The 15898-nt window shown below is 54.8% G+C and carries 18 protein-coding genes and 2 pseudogenes; 7 read left to right on the top strand and 13 right to left on the bottom strand.

The genetic code is table 11. The annotated features are described in order from the left end of the window. From aepY to AU511_RS12555, 13 genes and pseudogenes are all read right to left on the bottom strand, one after another. Positions 1-1075 (bottom strand): phosphonopyruvate decarboxylase (gene aepY / locus AU511_RS12615; RefSeq protein ID WP_094109898.1); only part of this gene is annotated, 1075 nt, incomplete at its 3' end. Positions 1076-1133: 58 nt separating this feature from the next. Continuing rightward, positions 1134-1951: pseudogene (aepX, locus tag AU511_RS12610) on the bottom strand (phosphoenolpyruvate mutase). Between the two features lie 659 nt (positions 1952-2610). Then, complete coding sequence (gene npr, locus AU511_RS12605) at positions 2611-2883, bottom strand: PTS phosphocarrier protein NPr (RefSeq protein ID WP_026740687.1); 273 nt, start codon at positions 2881-2883, stop codon at positions 2611-2613. After that, a complete protein-coding gene (gene rapZ / locus AU511_RS12600; RefSeq protein ID WP_094100730.1) occupies positions 2880-3734 on the bottom strand; it encodes an RNase adapter RapZ in 855 nt (284 codons plus the stop codon). The genes npr and rapZ overlap by 4 nt, the downstream gene beginning before the upstream one ends. 162 nt (positions 3735-3896) lie before the next feature. Continuing rightward, positions 3897-4385 (bottom strand): PTS IIA-like nitrogen regulatory protein PtsN, encoded by a 489-nt coding sequence (gene ptsN / locus AU511_RS12595; protein ID WP_094100731.1) that lies wholly within the window; start codon positions 4383-4385, stop codon positions 3897-3899. 98 nt (positions 4386-4483) lie between these two features. Further along, positions 4484-4771, bottom strand: coding sequence for a ribosome hibernation promoting factor (gene hpf / locus AU511_RS12590; RefSeq protein WP_094109897.1), 288 nt, complete (start codon positions 4769-4771; stop codon positions 4484-4486). Positions 4772-4795: 24 nt separating this feature from the next. Beyond that, positions 4796-6229 (bottom strand): RNA polymerase factor sigma-54, encoded by a 1434-nt coding sequence (gene rpoN, locus AU511_RS12585; RefSeq protein ID WP_094100733.1) that lies wholly within the window; start codon positions 6227-6229, stop codon positions 4796-4798. Between the two features lie 45 nt (positions 6230-6274). Beyond that, entirely contained in the window at positions 6275-7000 is a 726-nt protein-coding gene (gene lptB / locus AU511_RS12580) for an LPS export ABC transporter ATP-binding protein (protein WP_094109896.1), read from the bottom strand. Positions 7001-7003: 3 nt separating this feature from the next. Further along, complete coding sequence (lptA, locus tag AU511_RS12575; protein ID WP_026740693.1) at positions 7004-7582, bottom strand: lipopolysaccharide ABC transporter substrate-binding protein LptA; 579 nt, start codon at positions 7580-7582, stop codon at positions 7004-7006. Beyond that, positions 7560-8129, bottom strand: coding sequence for an LPS export ABC transporter periplasmic protein LptC (lptC, locus tag AU511_RS12570; protein ID WP_094100735.1), 570 nt, complete (start codon positions 8127-8129; stop codon positions 7560-7562). Before lptC ends, lptA begins: the two co-directional genes overlap by 23 nt. Further along, complete coding sequence (gene kdsC / locus AU511_RS12565) at positions 8126-8692, bottom strand: 3-deoxy-manno-octulosonate-8-phosphatase KdsC (RefSeq protein WP_094109895.1); 567 nt, start codon at positions 8690-8692, stop codon at positions 8126-8128. The genes lptC and kdsC overlap by 4 nt, the downstream gene beginning before the upstream one ends. Before the next feature lie 71 nt (positions 8693-8763). Then, entirely contained in the window at positions 8764-9750 is a 987-nt protein-coding gene (gene kdsD / locus AU511_RS12560) for an arabinose-5-phosphate isomerase KdsD (protein WP_094100736.1), read from the bottom strand. Between the two features lie 32 nt (positions 9751-9782). Then, positions 9783-10745 (bottom strand): calcium/sodium antiporter, encoded by a 963-nt coding sequence (locus AU511_RS12555; protein ID WP_094109894.1) that lies wholly within the window; start codon positions 10743-10745, stop codon positions 9783-9785. A 277-nt stretch (positions 10746-11022) separates the two neighbouring features. On the opposite strand from AU511_RS12555, the gene mlaF reads away from it, so the two are divergent. The 7 genes and pseudogenes from mlaF to murA all read left to right on the top strand — a co-directional run bounded on the left by mlaF (position 11023) and on the right by murA (position 15814). Further along, the gene (gene mlaF, locus AU511_RS12550; RefSeq protein WP_094100738.1) at positions 11023-11835 is read left to right on the top strand and encodes a phospholipid ABC transporter ATP-binding protein MlaF; all 813 of its coding nucleotides are present in this window, start codon (positions 11023-11025) and stop codon (positions 11833-11835) included. A 7-nt stretch (positions 11836-11842) separates the two neighbouring features. Then, positions 11843-12625, top strand: a complete 783-nt coding sequence (gene mlaE / locus AU511_RS12545) for a lipid asymmetry maintenance ABC transporter permease subunit MlaE (RefSeq protein ID WP_094109893.1) — start codon at positions 11843-11845, stop codon at positions 12623-12625. 3 nt (positions 12626-12628) lie between these two features. Further along, positions 12629-13180 carry an outer membrane lipid asymmetry maintenance protein MlaD gene (gene mlaD / locus AU511_RS12540; protein WP_094100740.1) on the top strand — a complete coding sequence of 184 codons (552 nt, stop codon included), beginning with the start codon at positions 12629-12631 and terminating at the stop codon, positions 13178-13180. A 12-nt stretch (positions 13181-13192) separates the two neighbouring features. Continuing rightward, a pseudogene (gene mlaC / locus AU511_RS12535) lies at positions 13193-13827 on the top strand (phospholipid-binding protein MlaC). After that, on the top strand, positions 13820-14122 hold the full coding sequence (mlaB, locus tag AU511_RS12530; protein ID WP_094109892.1) for a lipid asymmetry maintenance protein MlaB: 303 nt from the start codon (positions 13820-13822) through the stop codon (positions 14120-14122). Before mlaC ends, mlaB begins: the two are co-directional and overlap by 8 nt. A gap of 131 nt (positions 14123-14253) precedes the next feature. Continuing rightward, positions 14254-14508, top strand: a complete 255-nt coding sequence (gene ibaG / locus AU511_RS12525) for a BolA family iron metabolism protein IbaG (RefSeq protein WP_094100742.1) — start codon at positions 14254-14256, stop codon at positions 14506-14508. A gap of 43 nt (positions 14509-14551) precedes the next feature. Continuing rightward, a complete protein-coding gene (murA, locus tag AU511_RS12520) occupies positions 14552-15814 on the top strand; it encodes a UDP-N-acetylglucosamine 1-carboxyvinyltransferase (protein ID WP_094109891.1) in 1263 nt (420 codons plus the stop codon). The last annotated feature ends 84 nt before the right edge of the window (positions 15815-15898 follow it).

Genomic DNA, 15898 nt, shown 5'->3' with positions numbered 1-15898 from the left:
GATTGTCGCGATGCCCAATGCGGCATTTCACCTCGATAAATTGACTTCCCTGACTCGTCAGAGCCTGACGAAGCACGGCTTGCAGGGCTTCTCGGCTTCCTACTGTCGAGGCCTGTCGATAGCCGCAGGCGGTAGCGATGGGGGCTAAGGGCAGGCGCGACGCCGCCGTTCGCTGACCGCCGACGGAGTCATGGGCGCCGTTATTGATAACGATATGGATAAGCGTGGGGGAAAGGGCGCTATTGGTCAGCCCGCCCATGTGCATCAACGTCGCGCCGTCACCGTCCAGACAGACAACTTTTTTACCCGGTCGACCTTCGCTGATACCCAGCGCTATCTGGCTGGCGAGGCCCATGCCGCCTACGGTCAGAAAGTCACGGTCGTGCTCTTCGCCGCGCTGTTCACGTAGCTCGAACAGTTCACGCGATAGCATACCGGTGGTGCTGACAATGGGGATGTCGGCCGGTAGTACGGACAGAACTTCCGCAACGATCTCTTCGCGCAGCAGCGTGGCTGACGTTCGCGACGGCTGCCTGGCTTGCTGGCAGGGAGAGAATGTATTTTTACGTACGATTAAAGCGACAGGACGTTTATCGCGTTTTGCCTGTTCCAGGAGCTGTTCTATCTGCGGGAAGTCGATATCAGGCTCGCCTTCCAATATATGGTAGGGAATAGTGAGTATCTCTAACTGCGGTAGCGTGACCCGACCTTGCATAACATGCTGCGGTTCGTCATTCAGTTGCGTTCCGTCGGCTTTGGTTTCACCTCGCCAGCCGATAATAAATAGCATCGGGATACTGTAAACGTCTGTCGTCGCCAATGAACAAATTGGATTAACGATATTTCCCAGCCCGGAGTTTTGTAAATAAACCACAGGTACTAAGCCTGTTGCCAACTGATAGCCAATAGCCATTCCTGCTGCAGCGCCTTCATTGCAAGCTAACTGATGACGCATATCTTCTTTTGATCCGTCGATAGCCAGACAGAATTCTTTTAATAAAGAATCAGGGACGCCACTATAGAATCGAATACCTTTCTGGTGTAAAAAAACCAAAAAATCATCAGGGCTAATCATGATAATTTCCTTCTTTTTAATGATTGGTTGTATTGCTAAATTGTGAGTCACCCAGTGATTATTTCGTGCCCGGAATTAAATTGAGGATCTCCTTTATAGAAATACATTTGTCTTCTATTTCTTGCGTACGGCCATTTTTGAGAATGTGGGGAAGAATTTCACGCATGGCCGGATAAGATGCGCGCAACATATGGTTGGCATAGATAATGATGTTAAAACCACTATCGACCAGGTGTTCAAAGGTAATGTCGTTAAAACTGGTCGGCACGCATACCAAAGGGATCTGCGGATAATGACTGCGAAAGATTTTTGCAAATTCGAGAATTTCATCCGGAGTTTTAAGCCGGCTGTGGATCATAATACCATCAGCGCCCGCCTCGACGTAACGCAGCGCGCGGTCAATGGCATCGTCCATACCGGCCTCCAATATCAGGCTTTCAATGCGCGCAATCAACATGAATTCCGGCGTCAACTGAGCCTGTTTGGCCGCTTTGATTTTGGCGCAGAAGTCGTCCACGCTAGCCTGGGTTTGTTTTACATCGTTACCAAATAGTGAGTTTTTCTTCAGGCCGGTTTTATCCTCGATAATAATGGCGGAAATCCCCAGATTTTCGGCCTCGCGGATATGGTACACAAGATGTTCTATCTGGCCGCCGGTATCACCGTCAAAATTAATGGGCTGTTCGTGACATTGAAAATATCCGCGATGGAATTAAACCGGCGGCTGTAATTGACTAATTCTGTATCGGGTTGACCGCGTAAAGTAGAATCGGTCAGAGAGCTTGACCAAAAAGCGTCAAATTTATGACTCACTCCTTCTCTTATATATTCTGCTTCTTCAATGAGCATGGCGGATAATGGACTGTGAGCTTCCATTACGCGAATCGCTTTTTTACTATTCAGTAGTTCCCTCAGTGCGCCACGACGAGAATCTGGTGTTTGGCCTTTATTGGCTATACTTTTAGACATCGTGATATCCTCATCAACGTATTTCTATTCCTACTACTTATCTTGTAGTCACTTAACCCTGCCAAAATGACAAGATATTACTTTGGCTCACTAATTAGCCATTTTGGTAGATTGTGTTTTCGTATTTTTATTAATAATTTTTTTAATTTCAAATCAGATAATATTTTTTGTTTTTTTTACAGGTTTTTATATCTGCATGAAGTTAAAAGGGAAAATGGCATTCTTGGTTGAAACGAATAGAATAAACTTCTTATTAATCTCGCGAATAAATATGATCGCATATTGTTTAAGGCACTTTCCAGATTTTGGGCCTAATGGAAATTCAAGGTTTCTTTATAAAAATGAAGATAAGAAAATAATTTCATGTTATTTATCCGGTTAAGTTGTGAACTTTGGTTTTTTTGAAATTAACAAAACAATTGAGAACCTTTATAGGAACACGGGTTTTTATTTACACACTTCGAACGTTATGAGCTCAAAAATAGTTCAGGTGTAGGGAAGATTGGGAGATGACAAGGAGAGGGGGAGGTGGACGGTTTGAAGTGGAAAAGCGAGCGGAAACCTCGTTATTCTTCGTCAAAGCCGGCGTCGAATAGTTTAACGACGGCCGCAAGGGCTTCGTTTTCGTCTGGACCCGTCGCCTCGATTTCGATGCGCCGGCCCTTGGCGGAGTCCAGCATTAACATGGCGATCACGCTGCTGGCTTCCGCCTGCGTGCCGCTCTCATTGCGCAGAATGACTTCGGCATCGAAATTTTGTACCAGTTCGAATAGCTTCATCGCCGGTCGGGCGTGCATACCCAGACGGTTTTTGACTTCAACGGTATGTCTTACGGTCATGATTTACGTTTTTCCAGCGTACGGTGGCGCAGTTGCACGTTTTTGCCTCTGGAGTGGAAGTAATCGGCCAACTGCTCGGCGATATATACCGAACGGTGTTTACCACCAGTGCAACCAATAGCGACGGTCAGATAGCTGCGATTGTTGGTTTCCAGCATCGGCAGCCACAGCTCAAGATAGCTGCGCGTTTGATAGATGAAATTGTGCACTTCGGTGTGGCGATCCAAAAACGCCGCGACAGGTTTATCCAGCCCGGTCATGGGGCGCAGCTTCGGATCCCAGTGTGGGTTCGGTAGGAAGCGAACGTCAAAGACATAGTCGGCGTCGATGGGGATGCCGTGCTTGTAGCCGAACGATTCAAACACCATCGTCAGCTCGCGCTCCCGCTTGCCCAATAGGCGGGCGCGCAGCATCTCGGCCAGTTCATGCACTGACATCTCGGAAGTGTCGATGATCAAGTCAGCGCGCGAGCGCAGAGGCTCCAGCAGATTGTTCTCTTCGTCGATGGCGTTTTCCAGCGACAGATTCTGGCTGGATAGCGGGTGCAGGCGACGGGTATCGCTGTAGCGGCGGATCAGCGTATTGCGGTCGGCGTCCAGGAACAGCAACTGTGGCGAGAAGCTGCTCGGCAGCCGAGTCAGCGCCTGTTCCAGCACTTCAGGCGTTTCCGGCATATTACGTACGTCAATGCTGACCGCCGCCGAAATGTTCCGCGCCGCCAGGGCATTGGCCAGTTCCGGCAGCAGAATTACAGGCAGGTTATCCACGCAGTAGAAACCCATGTCTTCCAGCGCGCGCAAGGCCACGGATTTGCCCGAGCCTGAACGACCACTGACAATCATCAGCACCATCTGACGACTCCCCTCAGGCAGCGGAATGGTGAATGTCTCGCTGCCACCGTTAGCTTATGTTGGTCATCCGGCCTTAGCCGGTGTTTTTATCGGACGTGCGCGTTGTCGCACGACGTCCGCTCGTGTCATCTTCTCGATCTGGATGCGCGACGCCCTGCTGTTTCAGGGCTGTTCGGCGCTATCCGATACGGTCATGATCTGATACAGCTCTTCGTCGCTCTGGGCACCCCGCAACCGGCGGCACAGCGCCTTATCCGACAGCTGTCTGGCGACCAGCGCCAGCGTATTCAAATGGGTTTTACATTGTTCGGTGGGAACCAGCAAGGCAAACAGCAGGTCCACGGGCTGGTTATCGATGGCATCAAAGGCGACGGGTTGATCCAGATGAATGAAGACGCCCACGGCGCTCAGCGTGTCATCGTTATCGAGTTTGCCGTGAGGAATGGCGATACCGTTGCCAATACCGGTGCTGCCCATCCGTTCCCGCGCCAGAATCGCTTCAAAGATAATCTGTGAGGGCAGATTGAGCTGTGCCGCAGCGAGTTCGCTGATAATTTCCAGAGCGCGCTTTTTACTCTGGCAGCTTACGGCGTTGCGGGTGCACTCCTGACGAAGTACGGCGCTGAGTTGCATAATGGAATCGTTATTCATTTTATATTCACCTGACAACACTCGGGCCTCCAGCTACCGAAACGGCTCCCCTTATCAGCTTGCCGTTCCGGTTCCTGCGCCTGGAGGCGGGGGAACAATCAGTGCTGCTTCAGTTTATCCTTATGTTTGTTTAACTGTCGCGCCAGCTTGTCGATGAGAAGATCGATCGCGGCATACATCTCTTGCGCTTCTGATGTGGCATGCAGCTCACCGCCGCTGACGTGGAGGGTGGCTTCAGCAATCTGCTGAATTTTCTCCACTTTCAGCACTACGTACACCTGATTAATGCGATCGAAATACTGTTCCAGCTTCGCAAACTTCGTATTGAGAAATTTGCGTAGAGCATCGGTAATTTCAACATGGTGTCCGGTAATGTTCAGCTGCATAGCGTCTTCCTTCTCAGTTCAAGGTCAAACCAGTTGTTTACGCTGATTGGACGGTGGGATGGATAAAGACTCGCGATATTTGGCGACGGTGCGCCGGGCCACGATGATTCCCTGATCGGAAAGCAAGGTGGTCAGCTTGCTGTCGCTCAACGGTTTGGCGGGATTTTCCGCAGCGATTAATTTTTTGACCAACGCCCGGATGGCGGTGGATGAGGCCTCTCCGCCGCTGTCCGTGTTGACGTGGCTGGAGAAAAAATATTTTAGTTCGAAGATGCCGCGCGGGCTGTGCAGGAACTTCTGCGTCGTGACGCGGGAAATCGTGGACTCGTGCATTTCCACCGCCTGGGCGATATCCGCCAGCACCATCGGCTTCATGTACTCTTCGCCGTGGTCGAAGAAGGCCTGCTGTTGTTCGACGATGCAGCGGGTCACCTTCAGCAGCGTGTCGTTGCGGCTTTCCAGACTTTTGATGAGCCAGCGGGCTTCCTGAAGATGGCTGCGGATGAACTGGCCGTCGCTGTCGCTGCGTGTGCTGTTGCCCAGCGCGGCATACTGCTGGTTGATTTGCAGCCGCGGTACGCTGTCGGTGTTGAGTTCGACCGACCAGCGGTCCTGCGCCTTACGCACTAGAACGTCAGGAATCACGTATTCCGACTCGCCGGTATTGATGGACTGTCCCGGACGCGGATCGAGGGATTGAATCAGGGCCAGCGCCTCTTTCAGCACGTCTTCTTTCAAACGGCTGGCGCGAATCAACGTACGGAAGTCATGGTTAGCCAGCAGGTCGAGATACTCGCTGACGATCAGCGTCGCTTCTTCCCAGCGCGGCATTTTATTGTCGAACTGCGACAGCTGCACCAGCAGGCACTCACGCAGATCGCGCGAAGCCACGCCCACCGGATCGAAACGCTGCACCCGTTTTAGAACGGCTTCCACTTCTTCCATCGTCAGCTCTTCATTACCGACGCCGTCGCGGATTTCTTCCAAGGATATGGTGAGGTAACCGGTAGGATCGACGGCGTCGACGATGGAGGTCGCGATGGCGGCATCGGTGTCGGAGAACGGCGTCAGCTCCACCTGCCACATCAGATAGTCTTGCAGGGATTGTGTGGTTTCGCCCTGATAAACCGGCAGCTCGTCATCCCGGTAGTCGGTGCTGGTGCCGGAGGGCGTGCCCGCCGTGTAGATTTCATCCCAGGCGGCGTCCAGCGGCAGCTCGTCGGGCATCTCTTTCTGCTCCAGCGCTTCGCGGGTATCCAGCGCTTCGCTGCTGCTGCTTTCTTGCGTCTCGACCTCTTCGTGGGGATCGGTTTGTTCCAGCAAGGGGTTGCTTTCCAGCGCCTGTTGAATTTCTTGCTGGAGTTCAAGCGTGGACAGTTGCAACAGGCGGATTGCCTGCTGTAACTGTGGCGTCATTGCCAGTTGCTGGCTAAGCCTGAGTTGCAAACCTTGCTTCATAAATAGCGCTAACTTCCCTTGGATAATACGAACAAAAATATGACGTCAGAGTCGGAAGCCTTCGCCCAGATAGACACGTTTGACCTGTTCGTTGGCCAATATATCCGCCGGTGATCCGTGGGCGATGAGATGGCCCTGGCTGACGATATAGGCACGTTCACAGACGTCCAGCGTTTCGCGGACGTTATGGTCGGTGATGAGGACACCCAGACCGCTGTCGCGGAGGTGTTCAATAATTTTTTTGATATCTATCACCGAAATTGGGTCCACCCCGGCGAAAGGTTCATCCAGCAGGATGAACTTGGGATTGGCTGCGAGCGCCCGAGCGATTTCCACTCGACGACGCTCCCCACCGGAGAGGGATTGTCCCAGACTATCGCGTAAATGAGCAATATGAAACTCTTCCATCAGCTCATTGGCGCGGTCCGCCTGCTGCTCCTGCGTCAGATCCTTACGGATTTGCAGCACGGCCATCAGGTTATCGTAAACGCTCAACCGCCGGAAAATCGACGCTTCCTGCGGTAAGTAGCCGATGCCGCGGCGCGCGCGGTCGTGGAGCGGCAGCATACTGATATCATCGTCGTCGATGATGATGCGGCCTTCATCGCGCTGTACGATGCCGACGACCATATAGAACGTGGTGGTCTTTCCCGCGCCGTTAGGACCCAGAAGGCCGACGATTTCGCCGGAATTGACCCTCAGGCTGACGTTTTCCACAACCTTGCGGCCTTTGTACGCCTTAGCCAGATTTTCTGCGATTAATGTAGCCATGAGTTATTGCGTCGCTCGCTGTTGCGGTTTGGGGGCCTTGGCCGGGGCGGTGCGCTGGCCATTTTTATCCTGCAGCTGAGAAGGCACCAGCACCGTGGTCACGCGTTTGCCTTTATCGCTGAAGGCTTCCATTTGCTGCTGTTTGACCAGATAGGTGATGCGGTCGCCTTTGACGTTGCTGTCCAACTGTTCCAGATAGGCGTTGCCCGTCAGAATCACGTTGTCCTTATCCAGCTCGTAGCGCATTTTCTGTGAATGGCCTTTGACCGGCTTGCCGTTGTCCTGCATCTGATAAAACGTCGCCGGATTCCCAAATCCTTCGATGACTTCGCGACCTTGCTGCCCTTGCGGACGGGTGACGACGACTTTATCCGCCTGAACTTTGATCGACCCCTGCGTGACGATGACATTGCCGGTGAACGTCACGACGTTGCCCTGCATGTCCAACGACTGCTGGTCGGAGTCGATATGAATCGGCTGATCGGTATCGCCGGTCAGCGCCAATACCGGCATGCTGGCGGAAAACAGCGAGCTGGCGATCAGCGTGTAGCGCAGTGCTTTATTGATTTTTTGGAATTTCATAGGAGGTTTTTACCTTTTCGATCAACTCTGCTGTCTTGTTGCGCAAATTTCCGCGCATTTTTAAACCATTGGAGGTAAAGCTGGCACCGTACAGCGTGACTTCATCATCGGATGAGACATCCTGGGTGATCAGGTTTACCTGGGCATTCTCTGTTTTGACTCGTTCCAACTGCGAATCTGTCGTTAGGCTGTTCATTTCGACGTGGCCGTACAGATACAGCATGCGGTCCTTAGTCAGTTTGGCTCGATCCGAGCGGACTGACCAGGTGGCGACGCCTAATTCGTTGTACATCGTGGCCACCGGCTGCGTGAACCACGTCAACTGGTCATTTTCGTAATATTCGGCTTTTTCAGTCACCAGCTTGTAGGCCAGTTTTCCCGTTGGGTCATACACCACGGTGAGGTTTTGCTGAGTGGTATAAGTCGGCGCGTTGCTCTCCGACACGGCGGGCGCTGCGTCATCGTTGGTACCGGTCAGATTCAGGCCGATCAACACCAGTGCGATCAGGGCCAGCAGGACGGTCAGCCAGCGCTTTGTTTTATTCATATCGACAACCCTTTAGCGAACTCCAGCTTGTCCTGCGCCTGTAAAATCAGGTCGCAAATCTCGCGTACGGCGCCGCGCCCGCCTGCGGTGCGCGTCACATAATCCGAGCGGGGCACCAGCAGCGGATGGGCATCCGCCACGGCAACGCTCAGTCCGACTTCCGCCATGACCGGCCAGTCGATCAAATCGTCGCCGATATAGGCGACCTGATGGGCCTCAAGCGCCAGTTTATCCAACAGCTCGCGGAAGGCCAAAAGCTTATCAGACTGTCCCTGGTATAGGTGAGAAATCCCCAGGGTCTTGCAGCGGTCTTCCAGGAGCTTGGCTGAACGACCGGTAATAATGGCGACGTCAATATCGGAGGTCAGCAGGCAGCGAATACCGTAGCCGTCCCGAACGTTGAACGTTTTCAGCTCTTCGCCTTGATTACCCATGTAGATCAGGCCGTCGGACAGCACGCCGTCCACATCGCAGATGAGCAGTCGGATTTCTCGGGCTTTGCCCATCACCGCAGCGGCGACGGGGCCGTAGCAGGTCTCGGTATTCGGCGGGGTTTCACTCATTTCACGCTTGTCCTTGGTTTACAGCCGGGTTGAAGTCGTTGGGTCAACGCTGAGATGACGGCGTGGCTGGATTAAACCACACCTGCACGCAGCATGTCGTGCATATGCACGACGCCGACCAGGCGATCGTCTTGAGCGACCATCAATGCCGTCACATGACGCGACTGCATCAGGTTCAGCGCATCCACGGCCAGCATTTGCGACGTGACGCGGATACCGCCAGCGGTCATGACGTCGACAATGCGCGCGCTGTTCAGATCGATACCCAGATCGAAAATACGGCGCAGGTCGCCATCGGTGAAGATCCCCTCGATAGTGCCGTCAGGGGCGCAGATGGCGGTCATTCCCAGGTTCTTACGGGTGATCTCCAACAAGGCATCGCGCAAGGACGCATCGCGAGGAACTCGGGGGATTTCGTCGCCGATGTGCATGATATCGTTCACCCGCAGTAACAGTTTGCGGCCAAGTGCTCCACCCGGATGGGACAGCGCGAAATCCTCCGCGGTAAATCCTCGGGCCTGTAACAGCGCCACGGCTATCGCGTCGCCCATTACCAGCGTAGCAGTTGTGCTGGAGGTAGGGGCCAGACCCAGCGGGCAGGCTTCCTGCGAAACATGAATGCAGAGATGGTGGTCGGCGGCTTTTCCCATGGTGCTGTCCGGATTGCCGGTCATGCAGATCAACGGGACGTGCAGACGTTTGAGGACGGGGATCAGGGCCAGAATCTCATGGGATTCGCCGGAGTTGGAGATGGCGATAACGATATCCTGCGCGGTAATCATCCCCAAATCGCCGTGGCTGGCTTCGCCGGGATGCACAAAGAAGGACGGGGTGCCGGTACTGGCGAAGGTCGCGGCGATCTTGCAGCCGATATGACCGGATTTTCCCATTCCCATCACGACGACTTTGCCCGCGCAGCGGAAAATCATCTCGCAGACGCGGGTGAAATTATCATCAATATATTGATCCAATTGCGCCAACGTTTCGCGCTCAATGGATAAAACCTGTTTCCCTGCGCTCTGGAAATCGAAATCGGAGGGTAGCTCAAAGTGTGACATGCAAAACGTCCTGCGTGGCCGTTAAGGCCCGGCTATGAAAAAAAGAACAGCACGGCGAGGTAAGCGATAAACGCGCACAGCAATAGCGCGCCCGCGCCCTGACCGATGCACCGTTTCTGGCGTAGGCACAGTGCCGCCAGCAGTACGCTGGCTCCCAGCATCACCCAGTAGTCGCGGCTGAACGCCAGTGGGTTCAGCGCGCCGGGAGAAAGCAGCGCCGGTACGCCCAGCACAATGCCGATGTTGAAAATGTTGGAGCCGATCAGGTTGCCAAGCGCAATGTCGTCCTCTTTCTTCAGCGTGCCGACGATCGCGGTGGCCAGTTCAGGTAGGCTGGTGCCGATAGCCAGTACCGTCAGCCCGATGGTCAATTCGCTGATATTGAAGCTGCGGGCGATCACGGTGGCGTTGTCCACGACGATGCGGGTCGCCATCGGCAGAATAATGACGCCCAAAACCAACCACAGCAAGGCGACGGTCGCGTTATTGTCGCGCGGCAGCTCATCCATCTGCTCGCGCGTCAGGCTATCAACGCCCGCTCGCTGAGCGGTGCGAGCCATGCGCAATATCATCATGATCGAGGCCGCGGCGGCCAGCAGCAGTATCACGCCGTCCAGTCGGCTGAGGACATGGTCGTACAGCAATACCCCGCACAACGCGGTGACGATTAACATTAGCGGCAGTTCCCGGCGTACCAGCACTGAATGGAAAGTCAGCGGGCGTATCAACGTGGCGCTGCCGAGGATTAACAGAATGTTGGCGATATTGGAGCCGAGTACGTTGCCCACCGCCATATCGATCTGGTGGTTCATTGCCGCGGTGACTGAGACCATGAGTTCAGGCAACGAGGTACCCAGTCCTACAATCGTGATGCCGATTACCATCGGCGGAATACCGAAGCCGCGGGCCAATACGGCAGCGCCGTAAACCAGACGGTCGGCACCATAAACCAGCAGAATCAAACCAACAATCAAGAGTACTGTCGCAAAAAGCATGCAGCGTCCTTTCTTCAGGTATAATCACCGGTTTATTGGCGCACAAACCAGTATTTTTGGGACGAAGAGTGAATAAAAAAATCATTTTTCATCTTTGGCGCTAATTTTGACTGTGTAGTGTGAAAAAGTAAAACCAATGGCAACTTTGGTCACGAATTAGTGATGGCCGTTTGTCACAGTGAATGCCCGATGCGTCATCCGGCGTTGTAGGGCGGCTCAACATACGGTCTTTACTCTGATGACTGCGCCGCCCGCGCAGTTGGAAAGGAAACTCATGATGAATCCCGAAGCCTCAAACCTGGTCGAAGTTCGCGAGCTCAGTTTTCGCCGGGGAAATCGGCAGATTTTCACCGATATTTCTCTGAACGTACCCAAACGTAAAGTGACGGCCATCATGGGGCCGTCCGGCATCGGCAAAACCACGCTGTTGCGCCTCATCGGCGGACAGCTGCCGCCGGATCAGGGCGAAATCTGGTTCGACGGCGAAAACATTCCTGCGCTTTCCCGTTCCGGCCTGTACGAAGCCCGTAAAAAGATGAGTATGCTGTTCCAGTCCGGCGCGCTGTTTACCGACCTGAATGTGTTCGATAACGTCGCCTGGCCGCTGCGCGAGCACAGCCAACTGCCGCCGGAACTGTTGCGCACCATCGTGATGATGAAACTCGAAGCGGTGGGGTTGCGTGGTGCGGCCTCCCTGATGCCGTCCGAATTGTCCGGCGGGATGGCGCGACGTGCGGCGCTGGCGCGAGCCATTGCACTCGACCCGCAGCTAATTATGTTTGACGAACCGTTTGTGGGGCAGGACCCGATTACCATGGGTGTGCTGGTCAAACTGATCGATGAACTGAATCATGCGCTCGGTGTCACTTGTATCGTGGTCTCGCACGATGTGCCCGAAGTGTTGAGTATCGCGGACTATGCCTACATCATTGCCGATCAGCGCGTGATCGCCGAAGGCACGCCGAACGATCTGCAGCAGAACGCCGACCCGCGTGTCCGTCAGTTCCTGGACGGTATTGCCGACGGGCCGGTGCCTTTCCGCTATCCGGCGGGAGATTACACACGCGAGCTGTTGGAAGCAGGGAGTTAATTTAGTCATGCTATTTCAGGCATTAGCGTCTTTTGGACGCGTCGGCATTAACGTTTGCACGTCGTTCGGACGCGCGGGACTTATGCTGTTCAATGCGCTGGTGGGCAAACCGGAGTTCGCCAGACAATGGCCGCTGCTCCGCCGCCAGCTGTACAGCGTGGGCGTACAATCGCTATTGATTATCATGGTGTCCGGGCTCTTTATCGGTATGGTGCTGGGCCTGCAGGGGTATCTGGTGCTCACGACCTACAGCGCGGAAGCCAGCCTCGGCATGATTGTCGCGCTATCGCTACTGCGTGAACTGGGGCCGGTGGTGACCGCCTTGTTGTTCGCCGGTCGCGCAGGATCGGCGCTGACCGCGGAAATCGGCCTGATGAAGGCGACTGAGCAGTTGTCCAGCATGGAAATGATGGCGGTCGACCCGTTACGTCGCGTAGTCGCGCCGCGTTTCTGGGCCGGGGTGATCTGCATGCCGCTGCTGACGGTGATTTTTGTCGCCGTCGGTGTGTGGGGCGGCTCGCTGGTGGGCGTGGACTGGAAAGGCATTGATAGCGGCTTTTTCTGGTCGGCCTTGCAAGGCGCCGTCGAGTGGCGGCTGGATATCGTAAACTGCCTGCTCAAAAGCGTGGCCTTTGCGATTACCGTAACCTGGATCGCTTTGTTTAACGGTTATGACGCGATCCCGACGTCAGAGGGGATTAGCCGTGCAACGACGCGTACCGTCGTGCATTCATCGCTGGCGGTTCTGGGATTGGATTTTTTGCTGACGGCACTGATGTTTGGGAACTAAGTGATGCAAACGAAGAAACATGAAATCTGGGTCGGCGTGTTTATGCTGATTGCGCTGGGCGCCATTATCTTTATCTGTCTGAAAGTGGCCGATTTGAACACGTTGGGGCACCAGCAGACGTATCGTTTGTCGGCGACGTTCGATAATATCGGCGGTCTGAAAGCGCGTTCGCCGGTGAAAGTCGGCGGCGTCGTCATCGGTCGGGTGGACAGCATCGACCTGGATCAAAAAACGTATTTACCGCGGGTCACGATGGCGATCGACAAACGCTACGATCATATTCCGGATACCAGTTCATTGGCGATTCGTACGTCTGGCCTGCTGGGAGAACAGTATCTGGCGTTGAATATGGGCTTTGAAGACCCGGATATGGGGACGTCGATCCTCAAGGACGGCGGTACAATCCAGGACACCAAATCGGCGATGGTGCTGGAAGACCTCATCGGGCAGTTCCTGTATAAGAGCGGCGGCAGCAACGAGCATGCTGAGCCGAACGGCAGTGCGCCAGCCAGCGCTCCGGAATCCCAGAACACCCCCGTGACTCCACATTCTTAAGAGGATATCTGCATGTTGAAACGTTTATTCATGGCGGCGGCGCTGCTGGTGATGGCCCCCGCGGCGCTTGCCGCCGACCAGACCAATCCTTACAGCCTGATGGCTGATGCCGCACAGAAAACCTTTGACCGCCTGAAGAATGAACAGCCGGGTATCCGTCAGAATCCCAATTACCTGCGCAATATCGTACGTGAAGAGCTACTGCCCTATGTGCAGGTGAAATATGCTGGCGCGCTGGTGCTGGGACAATATTACAAGGGGGCGACGCCCGCCCAACGCGAAGCCTACTTCAAGGCGTTCTCCGCTTATCTCGAACAGGCCTACGGTCAGGCGCTGGCGCTGTATCACGGGCAGACCTACCAGATCGCGCCCCAGCAACCGTTGGGGGATGCCAACATCGTGTCTATCCGCGTGACGATCGTTGATAACGGCGGCGCCCGCCGGTGCGGCTCGACTTTCAGTGGCGCAAGAACAGTCAGACCGGCCACTGGCAGGCCTATGACATGATCGCCGAAGGTGTGAGCATGATTACGACCAAACAGAACGAATGGGCGTCGATACTGCGCCAGCAGGGTGTCGACGGGCTAACCCGCCAGCTACAAATTTCTGCACAGCAGCCGATCACGCTGGACCAGAAAAATGGCTGATCCACTGAACTGGCAATCGCAGGCAGGCACGCTGACGCTGCAAGGCGATTTAGATCGTGAAACGTTGCTGCCGCTTTGGCAACAGCGCGAGGCATTGCTGGAGAACGTGGTCGGGTTGGACGTCAGCCAGCTACAGCGGGTGGACTCCGCAGGTCTGGCGCTGTTGGTGCATTTTTATCACCAGCAGACGCAGAAGGGCCGCGAGCTGCGGATCATCGGGGTGAGCGACCGGCTGAAAACGCTGATCGATCTGTATAACCTAAACGACGTCATTCCAGTGCAGACAACCTGCTAATGCTCGGTGTTTACGGCCCTTCTTCCCCCATTGCCTTTTGCGCAACGGGGGATTTCTTTTGTTTAAGATAGCGGCGGATTCCTCTAAGATACCCGCTGTTTATCATCCCCCCAGACGTAGAATCGAGAGCGATGGAAAATAAAGAAATCGAATCCGTGCTGATGAACGCATTGGCACTTCAGGAAGTTCATGCATCCGGCGATGGAAGCCATTTTCAGGTGATTGCGGTCGGTGATTTATTCGCCGGCATGAGCCGCGTCAAACAGCAGCAGACGGTCTATGCGCCGCTGATGGAATATATCGCGGACAACCGTATTCACGCCCTGTCTATCAAGGCTTATACCCCCGAAGCGTGGCAGCGCGATCGCAAGCTCAGCGGCTTCTAAATAGCGCGGCGCTATTGAACTGAATTATTGAGAAATCGTCACTATGGATAAATTTCGTGTGCAGGGGCCGACCCGGCTCTCTGGTGAAGTCACTATCTCCGGGGCTAAAAATGCGGCTTTGCCGATCTTGTTCGCCGCGCTGTTGGCTGAAGAACCGGTAGAAATACAGAATGTCCCGAAACTGCGGGATATCGACACCACGATGAAGCTGCTCGGACAACTCGGCGCTCGTGTGGAACGCAACGGTTCCGTCCATGTCGATGCCAGCGGCGTCAACGTTTTTTGCGCGCCTTACGAGCTGGTGAAAACGATGCGCGCCTCCATCTGGGCCTTGGGGCCGCTGGTGGCACGCTTTGGTCAGGGACAGGTTTCCCTGCCGGGCGGATGCGCTATCGGCGCGCGTCCGGTCGACCTGCATATCAACGGTCTGGAGCAGCTTGGTGCAAAGATTACCCTGGAAGAAGGGTACGTTAAGGCCCATGTTGACGGGCGTTTGCAGGGTGCGCATATCGTCATGGATAAGGTGAGCGTGGGCGCCACGGTGACGATCATGAGCGCGGCTACGCTTGCGGAAGGTCAGACCATTATCGAGAACGCGGCCCGTGAGCCGGAAATTGTCGATACGGCCAACTTCTTGAATACGCTGGGCGCCAAAATCAGCGGCGCGGGCAGCGACCGTATTGTCATCGATGGGGTAGCGCGTCTGGGCGGCGGCGTTTATCGCGTGCTGCCTGACCGCATCGAAACCGGCACTTTCCTGATCGCCGGCGCGATTTCTCGCGGTAAAGTCGTCTGCCACAGTACGCGTCCTGATACGCTGGATGCGGTGCTGGCTAAGCTGCGCGAAGCCGGAGCGGATATCGAAATCGGCGAAGACTGGATTAGTCTGGACATGCATGGTCAGCGTCCCAAAGCCGTAACGATCCGCACCGCGCCGCACCCAGGCTTCCCAACCGATATGCAGGCGCAGTTCAGCCTGCTGAATCTGGTGGCGGAAGGCACTGGCGTGATCACGGAAACCATCTTCGAAAACCGCTTCATGCATATCCCTGAGCTGATCCGTATGGGCGCGCAGGCGGAGATTGAGAGCAACACCGTTATCTGCCACGGCGTGGAAAAACTCTCGGGCGCACAGGTCATGGCGACCGACCTACGGGCATCGGCGAGTCTGGTGCTGGCGGGTTGTATCGCGGATGGCGCGACGCTGGTCGATCGCATTTACCACATCGATCGCGGTTATGAGCGTATCGAAGATAAGCTGCGTGGTCTTGGCGCGAACATCGAACGCATCGCGGGCGCGGAGTAAGTTTCTTCGGCCTTAAAAAACGGGACGATAGCCGTGAGGCCGTCGTCCCGTTTCTCGTTCTGTGAGCGGCAAAGCGTGACGTTA

Origin of the sequence: Lonsdalea iberica, assembly GCF_002111585.1 — a bacterium.
Classification (GTDB): domain Bacteria; phylum Pseudomonadota; class Gammaproteobacteria; order Enterobacterales; family Enterobacteriaceae; genus Lonsdalea; species Lonsdalea iberica.
Note: the sequence above shows the minus strand (reverse complement) of the source record. Positions and strands in the feature narration are given on the sequence as shown.